The 15,744-nt window shown below is 65.0% G+C and carries 14 protein-coding genes and 1 tRNA gene; 6 read left to right on the top strand and 9 right to left on the bottom strand.

The features are described from left to right. On the bottom strand, window positions 1–1,458 hold the full coding sequence (locus DRB17_RS18275) for a class I SAM-dependent methyltransferase (RefSeq protein WP_114583674.1): 1,458 nt from the start codon (window positions 1,456–1,458) through the stop codon (window positions 1–3). Window positions 1,459–2,094: 636 nt separating this feature from the next. Continuing rightward, window positions 2,095–3,651: a hypothetical protein gene (locus DRB17_RS18270; RefSeq protein ID WP_114583673.1), complete on the bottom strand. Its 1,557-nt coding sequence runs from the start codon at window positions 3,649–3,651 to the stop codon at window positions 2,095–2,097. Between the two features lie 234 nt (window positions 3,652–3,885). Between DRB17_RS18270 and DRB17_RS18265 the strand changes: the two genes are divergently transcribed. Further along, window positions 3,886–3,962, top strand: a tRNA-Arg gene (locus DRB17_RS18265). Window positions 3,963–3,994: 32 nt separating this feature from the next. On the opposite strand, the gene DRB17_RS18260 is transcribed toward DRB17_RS18265, so the two are convergent. Then, window positions 3,995–4,705, bottom strand: coding sequence for a LuxR C-terminal-related transcriptional regulator (locus tag DRB17_RS18260; protein WP_161958889.1), 711 nt, complete (start codon window positions 4,703–4,705; stop codon window positions 3,995–3,997). 398 nt (window positions 4,706–5,103) lie between these two features. Here DRB17_RS18260 and DRB17_RS18255 point away from each other — a divergent pair, with 398 nt between their 5' ends. Together DRB17_RS18255 and ehuB are read left to right on the top strand one after the other, a co-directional pair. Further along, entirely contained in the window at window positions 5,104–5,832 is a 729-nt protein-coding gene (locus tag DRB17_RS18255; RefSeq protein ID WP_114583671.1) for an OmpH family outer membrane protein, read from the top strand. Between the two features lie 124 nt (window positions 5,833–5,956). Further along, on the top strand, window positions 5,957–6,829 hold the full coding sequence (gene ehuB / locus DRB17_RS18250) for an ectoine/hydroxyectoine ABC transporter substrate-binding protein EhuB (protein ID WP_114583670.1): 873 nt from the start codon (window positions 5,957–5,959) through the stop codon (window positions 6,827–6,829). 25 nt (window positions 6,830–6,854) lie between these two features. Here ehuB and DRB17_RS18245 read toward each other — a convergent pair whose 3' ends face one another. Together DRB17_RS18245 and DRB17_RS20045 are read right to left on the bottom strand one after the other, a co-directional pair. Further along, a complete protein-coding gene (locus DRB17_RS18245) occupies window positions 6,855–9,521 on the bottom strand; it encodes a methyl-accepting chemotaxis protein (RefSeq protein ID WP_114583669.1) in 2,667 nt (888 codons plus the stop codon). 226 nt (window positions 9,522–9,747) lie between these two features. Continuing rightward, a complete protein-coding gene (locus DRB17_RS20045) occupies window positions 9,748–10,032 on the bottom strand; it encodes a hypothetical protein (RefSeq protein WP_147274954.1) in 285 nt (94 codons plus the stop codon). 240 nt (window positions 10,033–10,272) lie between these two features. Here DRB17_RS20045 and DRB17_RS18240 point away from each other — a divergent pair, with 240 nt between their 5' ends. The 3 genes from DRB17_RS18240 (at window position 10,273) to DRB17_RS18230 (ending at window position 11,990) form a co-directional block, all read left to right on the top strand. Then, entirely contained in the window at window positions 10,273–11,154 is an 882-nt protein-coding gene (locus tag DRB17_RS18240) for a hypothetical protein (RefSeq protein ID WP_114583668.1), read from the top strand. Further along, window positions 11,151–11,462, top strand: coding sequence for a PqqD family protein (locus tag DRB17_RS18235; protein WP_114583667.1), 312 nt, complete (start codon window positions 11,151–11,153; stop codon window positions 11,460–11,462). Before DRB17_RS18240 ends, DRB17_RS18235 begins: the two co-directional genes overlap by 4 nt. A 75-nt stretch (window positions 11,463–11,537) precedes the next feature. Next, window positions 11,538–11,990 (top strand): MmcB family DNA repair protein, encoded by a 453-nt coding sequence (locus tag DRB17_RS18230; RefSeq protein ID WP_114583666.1) that lies wholly within the window; start codon window positions 11,538–11,540, stop codon window positions 11,988–11,990. 104 nt (window positions 11,991–12,094) lie between these two features. Here the strand turns inward: DRB17_RS18230 and DRB17_RS18225 are convergent, their stop codons facing one another. From DRB17_RS18225 to DRB17_RS18210, 4 genes are all read right to left on the bottom strand, one after another. Further along, window positions 12,095–12,406, bottom strand: coding sequence for a thermonuclease family protein (locus DRB17_RS18225; protein WP_114583665.1), 312 nt, complete (start codon window positions 12,404–12,406; stop codon window positions 12,095–12,097). A 445-nt stretch (window positions 12,407–12,851) separates the two neighbouring features. After that, window positions 12,852–13,457, bottom strand: a complete 606-nt coding sequence (locus DRB17_RS18220; protein WP_241503890.1) for a methyltransferase family protein — start codon at window positions 13,455–13,457, stop codon at window positions 12,852–12,854. Beyond that, on the bottom strand, window positions 13,454–14,914 hold the full coding sequence (gene rfaE1, locus DRB17_RS18215; RefSeq protein WP_114583692.1) for a D-glycero-beta-D-manno-heptose-7-phosphate kinase: 1,461 nt from the start codon (window positions 14,912–14,914) through the stop codon (window positions 13,454–13,456). Before rfaE1 ends, DRB17_RS18220 begins: the two co-directional genes overlap by 4 nt. Window positions 14,915–14,945: 31 nt before the next feature. After that, the gene (locus tag DRB17_RS18210; protein WP_114583664.1) at window positions 14,946–15,536 is read right to left on the bottom strand and encodes an SIS domain-containing protein; all 591 of its coding nucleotides are present in this window, start codon (window positions 15,534–15,536) and stop codon (window positions 14,946–14,948) included. Window positions 15,537–15,744 lie beyond the last annotated feature (208 nt).

The following is a 15,744-nucleotide window of genomic DNA, read 5'->3' as shown; positions in this document are numbered from 1 at the left end:
TTAGCCCTGCTCCGGCTTCTTCACGTAGGCCATGACGACGCAGTTGGTCTCGTCGGACAGGAACTCCCGCTCGCTTCCCGGCAAGCCGTTCGTCAGGCGGCGCATGTCCGCCTCTTCCCGGTAGATCAGGTTCCAGTCGGCGATGAACTCCAGTGGCCAGAGGCTCGCTTCCCGGCTGCGCTTGACGTTGCCGATGACGAGCCGGCCGCCGGGGGCCAGCCGCTCGTAGAGCGCCTGAATCAGCGACGTGACCCGCTTGTCCGAGAGGTAATCGGTGAGCCCGACGCTGTAGATCAGGTCCTGCGGCGGCAGCTCGTCCAGGATGGATCCCGCTTTCAGCAACTGCATGAACGACACGTGCAGGCAGCGTAGCTGTGCCGCCCCGCCGTGGCGCAGCACCTTGGGATGGGTCTGCTCGTAGGCATGGCTCAGCGCGCGATGGTCCTGGTCCATCAGCGTGAAGGTCGCCGGGCGCGGCAGGGCCGGCACATCCAGGTAGCTCGCGACTTCCTGGGCGGGACCGGCACCGAGGCTGGCGATGTGCGCACGCCGGCCGCGCGGCTTGGACGCCACGGTTTCCGCGATGGCGTCCTTCATCATCACCATGCGGTTGGCCACGAACTCGCCGACGTGGACGCCCAGGCGATGGACCAGCTTGCCGTAAGGCGTGTCGCCCTGCCACTCGTGGGAGTAGATCTGATGCATCAGCTTGAAGTCGCCGGGGTAGCCGAACGGCTTCTCGTAGCCCCGGCGCCAGATCGGGCCGATCAGGAATTCCGGCGTTAGCACGGTTTCGGTATAGCTCTTGACCGCGCGGTAGACGTCCGGGTCCTCCACGACAGGCCAGAGCAGGTCGTTGGCCTCGAACCATAGTTCCCGCCAGCGGGGCAGGATGCGCTCCTCGCAGTGCCAGAGGACCTCCTCCATGCCGTTGAGCCGGACGTCCGCCTGGCCGGGCGCGTGGTCGGCAAGACGCCGCAACGCGCCGCGATAGCTGTGCAGCATGTGGATGACGTCAGCGCTGACGCGGCGGTATTCGGCGGGCACCGCCGCGACCTCGGCCGATAGATCGCTGTCCAGTTCCCGCCGGACCTGGGCTTCCTCGTGCCGGGAAACCAGGGACGCGATATCGAGATAGGAATCGACCAGCTTGAGGCCGATCTTCACGCCGAACGGCGTCGGCTCCAGCCGCCGGATCTCGCACATCGATTCGTGCAGCGGCCGATTGCCCACCAGCAGGCGCATGGGCAGGCGCCGATTGACGCTCTGCGACCAGTCGGCGGAGCGGTCGTCGAAACCGGCGACGCCGCTCATGCTGAGATCGTGCAGCGACAGCCGGTGGCCACCGACCGTCAACTCCGGGTGACTCAGTCCAAAGAGGTCCTTAGCGCGAAAACGCTCGGCCCGGTAGTAGATAAGACGGCCTTCGCCGCCGACCAGCTCTTCGTACGTCTGCATGGGGCTTCCCTCAAATTGCGCAGTGACGCCGATGGTATTGTTGTTTCGCCACGCCCCCCGCCAGGACGAATGACCTCCCAGCCCCCTGCGAGGCCGATATACCCCATCAGATTCGTGCGAAAGAAAAAAGCTAGCGCAATTTTAAGGTGTATGCTGGAATAATAAGTTTGGTTATTTTTCCGTTAACGCGAATGTCGAGCGGCATAAAACCGCAAAATCCAAAGGCCACTGGATCACTTTGAAATCCAATTTCGCCGATATTTGAATATCAAAACCTATTAAATCCCCGAACAACCGACAACGGATTCACATATTCTTAACGTTCATCGAGTCACGCATGGTTAATATTCTAATTTCTCCATGCTATCAAGCTTAACGACGATGGAAATCGAAAGTGTTAAATACGAAGTCGTGAACTGTCGGCTGGTCGGCTGCAAGGGCCGGTTTTCGCCGGGGTCGGAAAGCGATGGGGCCGGAAAGCGATGGGGATGATGTCGCCCGCGCCCTGAAGCGCGAATCTCGGGAAAAAACAGCGGATTTTAAACCCCTGCAAGTCCATGTGGCGGAAGAGGCAGGCTCGGCATCGATCGAACCCTCATGCGCCAGACCTTGGCTTTCGTTGGGCGATCCGCCGCCCTATGCGGCAACGACACCGTCGCGCGGCTGCCGTGCTGCATCCTCCTCGGCTCGCTCCCGAAGTGTCGCGCGGTACATCTCCGGCACGAAGTAGCCGAGGCCGAAACCCAAGACACCTGCCGAAAACAGGCGCGAGGCGATGTAGGAGACTTCCCGGAAGAGACCCTCCGTGCCGCCGGGCTCGACGCTCATCTTGCCCAGGGCCAGCAGGGCCAGGCTCATCGCCAGGATATAGGCGGCCGACACGATCGCGCCTTCGACCAGGCGCAGGTGGCGGGTCGCCCGGAAGCTTCGCCCGTCTATATCGTCGATCAGGAACGAGATGACGAACGCGATGGTGAAGGGGATCAATGCCCAACCCCAGACGGACAGCAAGGCGTCCGCAACCGCGAGCGGGCCGTCATCGCTCTCCACGAACTTTCGTACGAACTGCACGACGAACCAGCCCACAACCGCAAGCAGCCCAGCCAGCCAGCATCGCAGCACGTTTCGGCGCGGCGCCGACGCGGCCTTGTTCGCCGCCGGCGGCGTCCGCTTGAGCAGGAGCGCGGCGGCAACGGCGAGCGCTATGGTCACGGCGATGGAAATCGCGAGGGTCGCAAATCGCTGAAATGCGTCGCCGGAACCAAGCTCGGTGACTTTCACGACGATGGCGAAGAAGATCACGAAATATACCAGGATCGTCGTGCCGACCGCCGCGATGTTGTTCACGAGCTGTAAGCCGTGGCCGTCGCGAACGCCCTGGAAACCCATGCGCTCAAGCTGGCTCTCCACCCGCGCCATGCTCGAATAGCCCAGCAGCAGGACATGGCTGGCGAAAGTATGAAGCTGGCGCTGAAGGCCGGGCATCTGCTTGGCCAGCGCGTCGAAAGAGGCTGACTGGTGGTCGCCGCTTTGCATGGCGATTCGCACCAGATCGCAGGTCTTGTCGAATTCGTCGTCGATACGCTCCAGCTCTTCGTCGGCCCTGAACTTCAGTGTATCGGCGAAGTGATCGCAATACGCCCGTATCATGACGTAGATCGCCACCGCGCGGCGCCAGGAAGCCAGTTCCGTCCCGGCGGGCGCCTGCAGGACCGGCGCCGGGTCGATGCCGCGCAGCGTCAGGAATTCGCGAACCCTGCCTTCCTCTGAGCGCGGAATTTCGAAGTCGAGCCGGTTCAACCGCCAGCTCAGACTGAGCGCACGGCGAGGTATCGCGCCGAGCTTCTGAAAACCGAGCTTGATCTTCAGGTCGATGGATTTCAGCACCGGAATGTTCGGCAGCAGCACCGTCAGGAACAACGCCGCCACCAGCGGCGCGGAAAGGCCCTGAGCGGGCTCGCCGTCGCTGCCTGCAAGCCGGTACAGGAAATCGACGGTCTCCGGACGCCTTTTAATGACCCATACGAGGACCGCGAAAACCGCAAGGGTGGCGATGACATAGCCCACCTCGGCCAATCGGTACTGCACCCACGTTGTCGTATGCCGTAGGGGGCGCGGCTTGTTGAAACGGTCCCAGGCATAAACCGCGACGCAAGCGGCACCGAAATAGAAACTGACCGTATCCTGTATCATGACCGGGCTCCTTCGTCGGCCATGGAACCGCGCACCTTCGCCGGCGCGCTACAGGTCAAGGATGCGGCAAAAGGGCGGGCGCGACAGTGACGAAACTCACAGGCCGGCAATCGCCCAAGCCGTGGGACGGCGGGATGCACCCGGCCACCGCCCGAATGCCCCGGCTCACATTATCCCCAACAGCCCCATTGTCGGCGACATCGCTTTGTCGTATGGTCCGCCCGCTTCGCATGCGGGCCCGTAGCTCAGCCGGATAGAGCGTCGGCCTCCGGAGCCGAAGGTCGCAGGTTCGAATCCTGCCGGGTCCGCCATTCAGACGCCCAGCCCGTTGCTTTCCGAAAGCCTAAGAACGCTCGCTCGAGCCGGAGACGAGATCGCGCAGGGCCGGCGCATCCATTCGCTGGACCGCCCACATCGCGGCCTGCGTGCGGTTGCTGACGTTCAGCTTGTCGAAGATCGAGCGCATATGGACCTTGATGGTCGCGTCGCTGACGTTCGCCTGCCGCGCGATTTCCTTGTTCGACAAGCCTTGCAGAACGCCGGCCAGCACACGCTGCTCCCGGTTCGTCAGCCTGGCCAGGACGTCGGGCACGGACGGCGAGGTATCCTCCGGCCTGGCATGGTCCCGGAAATCCCTTGGCACGACGACCTCCTCGCCGACATCGGGACTGCAAGTGCGCCCGGCCAGGACCTCGTCCAGGCACTTGTCCAGGACGGCAAGACTGTCGCGTTTGGGCAGGTAGCCGCGCACCCCAAGGTCGAAGGCGCCGCGGATCGAACTCTGGTGCAAACTCGCCGAAATAACCACGACCGGGGCGTGGCCGGCCGCGAATACCACGCTTGAGAGGTTGCGCCCGCGGCCAAGGTCGGGCATGTCGAGATCGCAGAACACGAGGTCGAACTCACCGCTATGTTCCAGCACGGCGACAGTATCCGCGAAGCTCTCCGCTTCGGTGACACGCAGCGAATCGCCGAATCGACGGCGCAGGATTTCGATCAGGCCGGCTCTGAACAACGCATGATCGTCAGCGACCAGCACATCCGTCGTCGTCAAGGACAACTCCCCAACAGGTTTTCGCAAATCTCCCGCCCGCACGCCCGCGCGGCCGCCGCATCACGGAGAAGCACTCGATCGGATGTCATAGCGCTTTCCCCACCTGGCTACCACACGCTCAAAAACTAACACATTTTGTGTTTCCGGATGATTTATTTTTGCCTTGATATCGAAACAGTCAAGTCACGGCGAGCAGCTTTTCCCTTCAAGCCGCGAGACGCTATCCAACGCACGGCGGTCGAGCCGTCGCCACGCAACCGCCAAAATCCTGAACCAGCGTCCATTCCGCCCCCTTGCGCGCGGGCGCGGTGGGCTCGACGATGCACACGCCGTTGGTTCCGGGCCAAGCGGCCTATGGGAGGGTACCAGGAAACGATGAGACCGAACCGGGGACCGCAATGACTCTGGGGCTGCAGGAGACCCGCTCTCGCCGGCGCCGGCAAAGGCGCTGGACGCTTGTCAAATGGATCCTGATCCTGGCCGCGCTCGGTGCGGCCGGCGCGTTTGCCTACGAAACGGGTTCGCAACTTGCCCGAATCGAGGTTGTCCGCCTTGAGGAAGAGCTGGATGCGCTGCAATCCGACCTCAGCAAGGTCGAGAAGGAGAAGCGCGATCTGCGCGTGGAACTGCAGGAAACGCAGGACGAGCTCCAGACATGGCAGCAGCGCTACCGCGAAGAGGTTCCCAGCGGCGACCCGGCGAAGCTGCTTGGGCTTGTGCGCGAGCGGTTAAACGACGGCTTGTCGGCAGACCGGCTGGCTTTCGTTGTCAGCAAGGCGAGCGAAAACACGGAATGCGATGCCGGGCCGGCGACGCGCCGCTTCATCGTGCAAACGCCCCTTTCGACCGGCGCCGGCCAGGCAGTCGCCTTCGCCGATGGCACCATCACCGTCTCGGCCGAAGGCGCCTCCGCCACCGATGCCCAGGGCCGCGCCGAGGCGTGGTACGATCCGGACCAGCCGGTGACGGTTCGCTTCACGCTTCTGGGCGGTGAGACCGACAGCGTCGAGGGTTCGCTGCCCATCCACCACTCAATTGTCCGCGATGGCAAAGAGCATCGGTTTTCTATCATTGCGGGAAAGCGCGCTTTCGTGGAAGTTACTTGGGAGCGTTGCGCCTACCCCTGAATGTACATCCAGGGCTTGCGTCGAAAGTCACAAGCTGGAACGCTCTATGGTCCGGACAGTCCGGGCCCCAGCGGCGGGCCGAATGTGGAGCGCCGTTCGCGATGGCCAGGGATAGGGGGAGCTTATGGTTGCACGAAACCCTTTCGCGCGCTGGCTTTTCGGCGCTGCAATAGTCCTCGCGGCCGCCTGCGCGGCGTGGCCGGGCGCGGCCGAGACGACGCTGGAGCGGATCAAGGAAGAGAACAAGGTCCGGGTCGGCGTCGCGAACGAGAGGCCCTACGGCTACGTGGACGAAAACGGCCGCCTCACGGGCGAGGCCCCCGAAATCGCGCGCAAAATCTTTGCCGATATCGACCCGGAGATCGAGCTTGAGCCCGTCGTGGTCAATTTCGGCGAACTGATCCCAGAGTTGAACGCCGGCAACATCGACATGATCGCGGCAGGCATGTACGTGACGCCGGATCGCTGCGAGCAGGTGGCGTTCACGGCTCCCACCTACAGGATCGGCGAGGCTTTCGCCGTGAAGAAGGGCAACCCGAAAGGCCTGAGGAATTTCGAGACGGTGGCGGCGAATCATCAAGCCAAGGTCGGGATCATGGCCGGAACGGTCGAGTACAACTATGCCTACGAGGCGGGCATTCCCGGCGACCGCGCGCTGCTCTACGCCGATTACGACGCGGCGCTGCGTGCGCTGCAGCGGGGCGAGGTCGACGCCGTGGCGATGACCGCACTCACCGTGCGGACCTTGCTGGAACAGCGGAACCTGAGCGAAATGGAGTCGACGCCGCAGTTCTATCCAGAGGCGAACGGCGGCAAGAAGGTCGGCTATGGGGCCTTCGCGGTGCGGCATGCGGACAGCGACTTGTTGGAGGCGTTCAACAAGCGTCTCAAGGCGTTCGTCGACACCCCCGAGCATTGGTCCACGGTCGAACCGTTCGGCTTCGACAAGGACATGGCCCCCGACAAAACAACAGCGGCCCTCTGCGCCGGGGACTGAACGCCGGCGCGTCGCCTACATCCTTTTAAGCGGCCCGAACGTGCGCGAGGAAGCCGTCGACCTCCTGGCGTAGCGTTGTGGAGAGCTTCCCCAGTTCGCCGGCGGAGGCAAGAACCTCCTGCGCGGCCTGCCCGGTTTCGCCGGCGGCCTGATCGACGCCCGCGATGTTCTGTCCCACGTCCTGCGCACCCGAGGCGGCGCGCTGCGCGTTCTGGGCGATCTCCTCGGTCGCGGCGGTCTGCTGTTCGACGGCAGCGGCAATGGTGCCCGAGATCTCGTTGATCTCGTTGATGGTTTGCACGATTCCGCCGATCGCCGCCGCGGCCTCGTCCGTCGCGGCCTGAACGCCACCGATCTGCTCCGAGATTTCCTCCGTCGCCTGCGCCGTTTGGTTGGCAAGCTGCTTCACCTCGCTGGCCACGACGGCAAAGCCCTTGCCGGCCTCGCCCGCGCGCGCCGCCTCGATAGTGGCGTTCAGCGCCAGCAGGTTGGTCTGCTCGGCGATGTCCTGGATAAGTTTCACGACGTCGCCGATCTTCTGCGCCGCCTGCTGCAGGCCACGCACCGTCTCGTCGGTGTGCTGCGCGCGTTCGGTCGCCTCGGCGGCCATCTTGCTGGACTGCCCGACCTGCCGGCTGACTTCGGAGATCGATCCCGCCAGTTCTTCCGATGCGCTCGCCACGGTCTGCACGTTGGCGCTGGCCGATTCCGTGGCGCTCGCCGCGGCCTTGCTTTGCCGGCTGGTCTGCTGGGCGGTCGCGGCCATGCCCTCGGCGGTTTCGTGCATCCCGGAAGCGGCCGTGGAGACTTTGTCGACCGCGGCGCTGACCGTGGATTCGAAGCTTTCGGCCAGTTTCAGCATGTCCTCGCGGCGGGCTTCCTGGGCGCGCTGGCGCTCCTGCGACGCGCGCCGATTGGCCGCTTCCGCCTCCGCCAGCCCGTCGCGGAACACCAGGAGGGCGGAGGCCATGCGGGCGATCTCGTCGCTGCCAGCGGTGTCGATCTCGGCATCCATATCGCCGTCCGCAACCGCCTGCGTGGCGTGCGTCAGGCGGTCCAGGCGCCGGCCCAGGCTCCGCGCGACATAGAGCCAAGCCACGAGCCCCGCGACCAGCAGGCTGGCTGCCACGATCGCGCCAAGCCAGATCTTGCCCTGCGCGAAAGCCGAAGCGACGCTGTCGGTGCCCGCCTCCATGCGCTGGCGCGTCTGGCCGACGACGCCGCGCACGCTATTCGCCAGGGAAGCGGCGACGCCGCGCGTATCCGCCAGGATGTCCTCGGCCTCCTGCGCCGCGGCAAGCTGCGCGGCGCGCAGGGAGAAGACCGTCTCATCTCCCTGCCCCAGGTCCGCCAGCACGGCAATACGGCTATCCAGCTCGACGGCCGTGCCGCCACCCAACGTGGCAAGCTTCGCATAGATCTTCCGAACGTCTTCCTCGAACTGGCGCTGCATGACATCGAGGCGGTCGTTGTTGTCGGCGTTCGCCGCGGTCGCGATCAGTCCGGCAGCGTGGTTGGCGAGTGACTGGACCTCCAGGTATGTCCGCAGCGTCGCCATCTCGGTGTCCATCAGGGCCAGGATACGCTCGCCATTCTCATCGGCGAGATCCTCCGCGCCCTCGACCAGTTCGTCGCTCACCTTTTCGATCATCGGAGCGAGCGCCGTCAGCAGCGTTTCGTGCATGCTGCCCGCACTGCCCATGGCCCGGTCGAGTTCCTTTTCCGCGCCTTCCTCACCGTTCAGCGCGGCCCGGCGCATGTCCATGACGGTGTTGTCGCTCGCGGCATAGGAGATCAGCAGCTCACCGGGCGTGCGAACCTGGTTGCCGGCCTGGCTCTCCGGGACGACCTTCATCGCCTCGCGCATCCGGGCGACAGGCTCTTCCATGTTCATCTCGATCGCGCCAAGGCGGGGGACGATATCCACGTGCTGCGCCTCTGTCAGCAGCGCCATGATGCGGTTCACGTCGGCGCGCATGGACAGAAGCTTACGCAGGTCGCCCACGCGGCGTTCCAGCAGGTCGTTCAAGGCTTCCGCGCTCTCGTCGCTGACCTTGAGCGTACCCGTGATCAAGGCCGTGTTTGCCGAGTCGATCATCGGCTTCAACTCATCCAGAAGCGCGGCGTGCGCTTCGTCCAGCTTGCCGATGCTTTCGTCGACCCGCGCCTTGGCCTTCAGTTGTTTGCCGACCGCCGCATCGAGGCGGTTCATGTTCCCGCGCAGCTTGTCCGCCGACTCGCGGATGGCGGCCGTTGCCTGTTCGCTGACGTCGAGCGCCTGCAAGTCCTCGACGCGGGCCGCCATGGTGGCCGCATGCGCGTCGAGTTCCGCCATGATCTCCTGACGCTTGGTCTCGCTTTCGGCCCCGGCCAGCTTCGGCGCGGCGGCGGACAGCCAGCCACTTTCCGCCTGCAGGCCGACGGCGGCAGACATCGCCGGCACCCCCTTCTGCGCGACATCGCCGAAGGTCCGCTCGGCATATGCATAGGACAGCCAGGCCACCGCGCCGGCGGCCACCGTCAGGACCGCCACACCGCCGAATGCCGCGAAGAGGCGCACCTTGATGCCGAAGCGTCCATGCTTGCCGCGCTGCGCGGGCACGCCGGTTGCATCGCCCGGTGCCTCGCCTTCGTTATTGTCAAGCTTGCTTTCGGCTGCCTCTGCTTCGCGATACCCGGAGACCCGCGTCATATTCACCCCATACACTGCGTCGCACGTGCCTTACCGCCAACGGCCCGCGCCTGACCTGCGCGGTACTTAGCAGTGCATACAACGTTGGGCGGTATGAGGTGAACAAAGTGTAAAAAACGACGTGTATTTCGCAGTTTTCCGCTTAACGCGAAATTATGCCGCCGCATACAACTTTACGGATAAGGGCGCGATGGCCGTCCGGAATTCTGAGCAAGAAGAGAGACGATCAGGGGCGGCCACTGGCCACGTCGCACCCGCGTCCCTGTCCCGAACTGCCACCGGTCGGCGCGCCCTGGCTTGGATTGGAACAGGGGCCATGCCCGCTGCCTTGTCCATAGGGCGGCGGGCCGCTGTTACCGTTCCCGGCGGCACGCGCGTCCGATTCCAGCCCCAGAATCACGGGCGTCGTGTACGCAACGGCGGCACCAAGGCCCAGCTTCGCAAGAGCAGCGCGACGGCGGCCATCGATTCCCTGGCCCGGCGGCTGCGAGGCTTTGTCGTCGGCACTCATGGTCGCATCCCCCTTACCCGAAGAGGTAAAATATTAGCATATAGCATCGATTAAATCACGAATTTCCGTAAAATGCCGACATGATATCCGCACGATTCCACGGCTTCCAAGGGGCGAGACGAATGTCCGATCAGGCGCATCCGGAGCAACCGGTATCGGCAACACCCCACCCCGATATGCAAGCCGAGGTTACATTTGATATACTAAGAGTCTCTTAAAGCGTTGGCAACGGCGAGGTTGATGACCACGCAGGACGACCTGCTGTTCGCGATTCCCGGGGGAAGCCTGCGTGTTGCCGGCGCGGGCGCGCTGGCCGGGTATGTGCGGTTGCTGCTGCCGCGCTGGCCCGTCGATATCGTGCCCCGGCGGAAGGGCGCCGATATCGCGGTCGAGCGGCGCGGAACCGCGTTCTGCCTGGGCGCCGACCGGGAGATGCTCGAATCCGCGCAGGATGCGGCGTTCTCGCTGGTCAACCGCGTCATCACGGCGGCGCTGGCGAAGAGCACAGCGCGGTTGACGGTGCATGCCGCCGGCGTTCTGGTGCCGGGGGCAAGTCCGGATTCCGCCATACTACTCGTCGGCCCGACACACGCGGGCAAGTCCACGCTGTCCCTGCTTCTGGCTTCCGGCGAGGCCTGCATGCTGGGCGACGATGTCATCCTGGTCGAGGACGGGGACGGAGACGGAGACGGCGACCGACCGACCGCGGCAAGCCTGGGGCTTGCGCCCAAGGTCCGCCTGCCGCTGCCACCCCGCATTGCCGAGGCGGCAGCAGGATACATCGAGGATGTGGAGGCGGCCCGGATCGCGGATGTTGCCTATCTCCACCCGCGCGACGGCGAGCTGGCGCCGTTCGGCAGGCACTTTCCCGTGACGTCTTTGGTGCTGCTGGAGCGTCTGCCCGCAGAGGATACCAGCGCATCGGACGCGCCCGCCTCCCTCGCGCCGCTTTCGCGCTCGATTGCCGTGCGCCGGTTGCTGGCGAACTGCTATGCCCCCCACCTGGCTTCCGACCAAAAGCTGAGGTCCGTGGTGGCGCTGGCACAACACGCCGATTGCCACGCCCTTCGCTTCCACGACAGCGTCGCTGCCGCCGACTTGATACGGGAGACATTCGGATGAGCGAGGACACTTACGCGAACCGGATATCCCCTGCCGCCTGCTTGCGCCGCAATCCGGACGTGCGGGAGACGCCCGTGGACGACGATATCTTCCTCGTCGCACCCGACAGCGACGACATCGTCTACCTGGACCGCATCGGCACCGCCATCTGGAAGTTGCTGGAGGCCCCGCACACGCAAGAGGACGTCCGCGCCGTCTTCCACGATGCCTTTCCCGACGTTCCGCCCGCGCGGATCGACACCGATCTGAACAACGCCCTGCAGGACCTTTTGGCGCGCGGGCTGATCGTGGTGGATCGAACCGGATAGAACTTTGGCGCCGCCCATTTCGGCTTGCAGCCCGTTATGTTCACGTTATGATCCATCTTCGGGAGGCTGGATCGGATGACCGGAACAGGCACGATCGCGGACGCGCCGGGGGTGCAATTGGCGCGCGGCGTATGCCGGGCCTTCGCCGCGCGCGGGCTTTCCACCCTTTGCGAGTTCACCTTGAAGAACGGCCGGCGCGCCGACGTCGTCGCCCTCGACGGCGCTGGTGAGCTCGCCATCGTCGAGGTGAAGTCGTCGCTGGCCGATTACCGGAGCGACGGCAAGTGGTGGGAGTACCTGGATTACTGCGACCGTTTCTATTTCGCCGTACCGGCCGATTTTCCGCGCGACATCCTGCCAAGCGACTGCGGCCTGATGGTAACCGACGCCTACCACGCCGAAATCCTGCGCCCTGCCCCACTCGCCAAGCTGAACGCGGCGCGGCGCCGGGCCATGCTGCTGCGCTTCGCACAGGTCGCGGGGCAACGCCTGACGCGGCTGACCGATCCAGAAGCGCTGATCAGCTAAAAGCTCCAATCCGGGACGGCGCGCCAAGTTTCGACGGCTGTTCCGGAAGGTTAATCAGACGTTCCGAAGAGATGTCCCGACCGGCCTATTCTCGCGCCATATACTCACTGCCCGGACCTTGCCCATATGCCATAGCCAGCGGCGCGCGCATGCCGTTCGAGAGTGTCGTATGCTTCAAGAAGCTGATGAAAGGCTGCCGTGTCCGCGGACCTCGGGATGACGATGCCCCACCCCGCCTCGATCATCTTGGCGGCTATGTCCTGACCTTCCAACATGCACTGACCGTATCGTCGCCCCGCCATATCGCGAGCCAACAGGACACATGTCGCCTTGCCATTGGAGACCATGTCTTTCAGATGCCCGCGAATGACGATGGCCAGCCTGCTTTCGTCGTCCAGACATTTCAGGGGCAGCAAATGAACCTCGCCCCCCCCTGATATTCACCACGCATCCGCTTGCGGCGCTTGCCTGTCCCGTGACGATCCGCGGCGTGGGGTAGGCTTCCAAAGCCTTTGAATCGGCATTGGCCGGCGGCATCCACCCCGAAAAAACCGCAAGACTGCACAGCAAGACAGCAAAAAACCGCATGATGTACGTCACTGCACTACCTCAATCGTTAGAGGGATTGCACTACACCGGATGGATCGGATCAAGAGGTATCTATCCCTGTTTTACAGCTATGCCATTCTTGCAACCCTTAAATTTTCACATTCTAATACTTTGCACATAGAATATTGGAAAGACATTGAACGAACTTCCTGGATGCATGTCTATTTAATATATACAGGAAGGTGCTGGCACGATTGAGCACCGACGACAGTACACATAATATAAACCGAATATAAAACGTGCCCAAATTGGCTAAAGCGCCCGGCCTTTCCACGGAACGAAGGCCGGCACCTTGCGGCGATACTCGCGGTAGTCCCCGCCGTAGCGGGCGAGGAGCTTGCGCTCCTCGAACAACGTCCCGATGACGAAGTAAAGCGTGCCCCACACCGCCGTTGCCAGCCCCAGCGGACTTTGCGCCAGGCCCCACAGCAGCATCATCCCCGCCGTGTAGAGCGGATGCCGGACGTAGCGGTGCAACCCGGCGGTGACAAGGGGCTCGTCCTCGTCCCCCGCGCCGGGCGGCGTGCCGTGGCGCGCCTGCCATGTGCCCGAAAAGCGGCTCATGTCGTATTCGCGAAGCCCGACAACCAGTCCGGCGACACCGCAACCGGCCAGTAGCCACATCGCCACGCGCAGCCACGCCGGCAGCGCAAAGTCGGCGGCCCCGCCCAATAGCCAGATGCCGAGCGCCAGGACGGCGGCGATGTGCACGGTGGCGATCAGGTTGTAGGCCAGCCGCGTGCGGCTGCCGAACAGCCGGCCCATCGCCTGCTGCACCGGCGGATGGGCAAGCAGGGAATGCACGGCGCCGAAGCTGATCCAGGCAAGCGAATAGACGAGAAGCCCGAGCGCCGTCACTGCCGTAGCCGCTTGATGGTTTCGCTTGTCGAATGGCCCGGCGAAAGGTCGGCCAGCCGGATCTCGCCACCGTACGACTCCACGAAACCGGCGCCGACGACGGTATCGCGCGTGTAATCCGCGCCCTTCACCAGGACGTCGGGGCGGATCGTCTCGATCAGCCGCATCGGCGTGTCCTCGGCGAAGATCACCACCATGTCGACGCTTGCCAGCGACGCCAGCACGGCGGCACGCGCGGCCTCGTCCTGCACCGGACGGTCGGGGCCCTTCAGGCGCTGCACAGAGCTGTCCGCGTTCAGTCCCACCACCAGCCGGTCGCAGGCAGCCCGCGCCTGCTGCATCAGCGAGACATGCCCCGGATGCAGCAGGTCGAAGCAGCCGTTGGTGAAGCCGACCTTCAGGCCGGCACGGCGCCAGGCGCCGACACGCTCCAGCGCGGCCTCCGCGTCCGCTACCTTGCTCTCCGCCTCCATCAGCCGGGCGGCGTGCAGCGCGCGCAGCAACTCGTCCGGCCGGGCGACGGCGGTGCCGACCTTGCCCACCACGATACCCGCCGCGACGTTGGCCAGGCGGGCCGCGTCCAGCAGGTCGAGGGCGCCGGCCAGCGCGGCGGCCAGGACCGCGACCACGGTGTCGCCCGCGCCCGAGACGTCATAGACCTCGCGCGCCAGGGCCGACAGGTGGACCGGCTCGGCGTCGGCGACGGCCAGCGTCATGCCCTGCTCGCTGCGCGTCGCCAGCACGGCGTCAATGCCGCAGGTGGTGATGATGTGCCGCGTCGCGGCGGAAACCTCGTCATCCGTGCCGGTGGCGAGGTCGGAAGCCTCGGCCAGTTCGCGGCGGTTCGGGGTAACGACACTGGCCTCGGCATAGACACTGTAGTCCCGGCCCTTGGGATCGACCACGACGGGCACGCCGGCGGCGCGCGCCAGCCCGATGACGCCGCGCACGAATTCGGGGGTCAACACCCCCTTGCCGTAGTCGGAGAGCACCACCGCACGCGCGTCCGGCAATCGTGCCCGCACGCTCTCCAGCAGCGCAGCGTGCGTTGCCTCCGCCACCGCGCCATTGTGCTCATGGTCGCTGCGCAGAAGCTGCTGTCCGCCCGCAAGGTAGCGGACCTTCACGCTGGTCGGCCGCCCGGCGACAACGGCAAGCCGGTCCGTATCCGCGCCGGCGTCCGCCACCAGGCGCCGCACCTCCGCCCCGGCCATGTCGTCGCCGACGACGCCAACGAGCGTGCCGCGCGCGCCCACGGCGGCCAGATTGCGCAGCACGTTGCCCGCCCCGCCCAGCATGGTGGTTTCCCGCTCCACCCGCAGGATCGGGATCGGCGCCTCCGGCGAAATGCGCTCGACGGCGCCGGAGACGAAGCGGTCCAGCATCACGTCGCCCACCACCAGGACCGGCGCGCCGTTCAGCGTGTCCAGCTTGCCGGCAAGATCGGCGTTGTCCATCGGCGGCGTCATGGGTTTCCCGATCCTCGATTCACGTGTCCTTGGGGACGAGGCCCAGCGTGCGCTCCAGCGCGCCGCACAACATCTGCCCCAGGGTGATGTGCATTTCCTGAATCCGCGCGGTCGTGCGCGAGGGCACGATCAGCAGCGGATCGGCCAGCCCGACCAGGTCGCCGCCGTCCCCGCCGCCCAGCGCCGCGGCGTGCATGCCGCCGTCGCGCGCGGCCTTCAGACCGGCGGTGACGTTGGCGCTGCGCCCGGACGTCGAGATGCCGATGGCCACGTCGCCCGGCCGGCCGAGCGCCTGGACCTGGCGGGCGAAAAGCCGCTCGAAGCCCAGGTCGTTGCCGATGGCCGTCAGGCTGGAGGTATCGGTCGTAAGCGCGATGGCCGCGATGGGCGCGCGATCGCGGGTGTAGCGCACCGTCAATTCGGTCGCCAGATGCTGGGCGTCGCCGGCGCTACCCCCGTTGCCGAAGAACATGACCTTGCCGCCATCGCGTATCGCCTGCGCCGTCAACTCGACGAGGCGCGCGAATGGCGCCGCAAGCTGCGCGCGCGTCGCGGCGGCGACCTCCTGATGCTCGGCGAACTCCCGCTCGAAGAATGCGCTATGATCCATATCGTGCACGATTTCCGCCGTCCCAGACCATTTCCGCAAACGGGCTAATGCATCGCCCCCGCCTTAGCAAGCCAAACCGCGACGTCGGGCGCTTGACACTAGACGACATGTCCGTCACGGGGGCGGGTGGCCCGCCTCCAGGTGTGCTGAGATACGTGGGTTGCACCGGCGGGTGCCGAGCCACAAGCACAGTGGAGACGGACCATGG

The organism is Ferruginivarius sediminum, assembly GCF_003344765.1.
GTDB lineage: Bacteria > Pseudomonadota > Alphaproteobacteria > Kiloniellales > Rhodovibrionaceae > Ferruginivarius > Ferruginivarius sediminum.
Note: the sequence above shows the minus strand (reverse complement) of the source record. Positions and strands in the feature narration are given on the sequence as shown.

Coding starts and splice junctions, on each gene's coding strand:
- DRB17_RS18275 (WP_114583674.1), bottom strand. CDS start 1,458: ATGCAGACGTACGAAGAGCTGGTCGGCGGCGAAGGCCGTCTTATCTAC.
- DRB17_RS18270 (WP_114583673.1), bottom strand. CDS start 3,651: ATGATACAGGATACGGTCAGTTTCTATTTCGGTGCCGCTTGCGTCGCG.
- DRB17_RS18255 (WP_114583671.1), top strand. CDS start 5,104: ATGACTCTGGGGCTGCAGGAGACCCGCTCTCGCCGGCGCCGGCAAAGG.
- ehuB (WP_114583670.1), top strand. CDS start 5,957: ATGGTTGCACGAAACCCTTTCGCGCGCTGGCTTTTCGGCGCTGCAATA.
- DRB17_RS18245 (WP_114583669.1), bottom strand. CDS start 9,521: ATGACGCGGGTCTCCGGGTATCGCGAAGCAGAGGCAGCCGAAAGCAAG.
- DRB17_RS20045 (WP_147274954.1), bottom strand. CDS start 10,032: ATGAGTGCCGACGACAAAGCCTCGCAGCCGCCGGGCCAGGGAATCGAT.
- DRB17_RS18240 (WP_114583668.1), top strand. CDS start 10,273: ATGACCACGCAGGACGACCTGCTGTTCGCGATTCCCGGGGGAAGCCTG.
- DRB17_RS18235 (WP_114583667.1), top strand. CDS start 11,151: ATGAGCGAGGACACTTACGCGAACCGGATATCCCCTGCCGCCTGCTTG.
- DRB17_RS18230 (WP_114583666.1), top strand. CDS start 11,538: ATGACCGGAACAGGCACGATCGCGGACGCGCCGGGGGTGCAATTGGCG.
- rfaE1 (WP_114583692.1), bottom strand. CDS start 14,914: ATGGACAACGCCGATCTTGCCGGCAAGCTGGACACGCTGAACGGCGCG.
- DRB17_RS18210 (WP_114583664.1), bottom strand. CDS start 15,536: ATGGATCATAGCGCATTCTTCGAGCGGGAGTTCGCCGAGCATCAGGAG.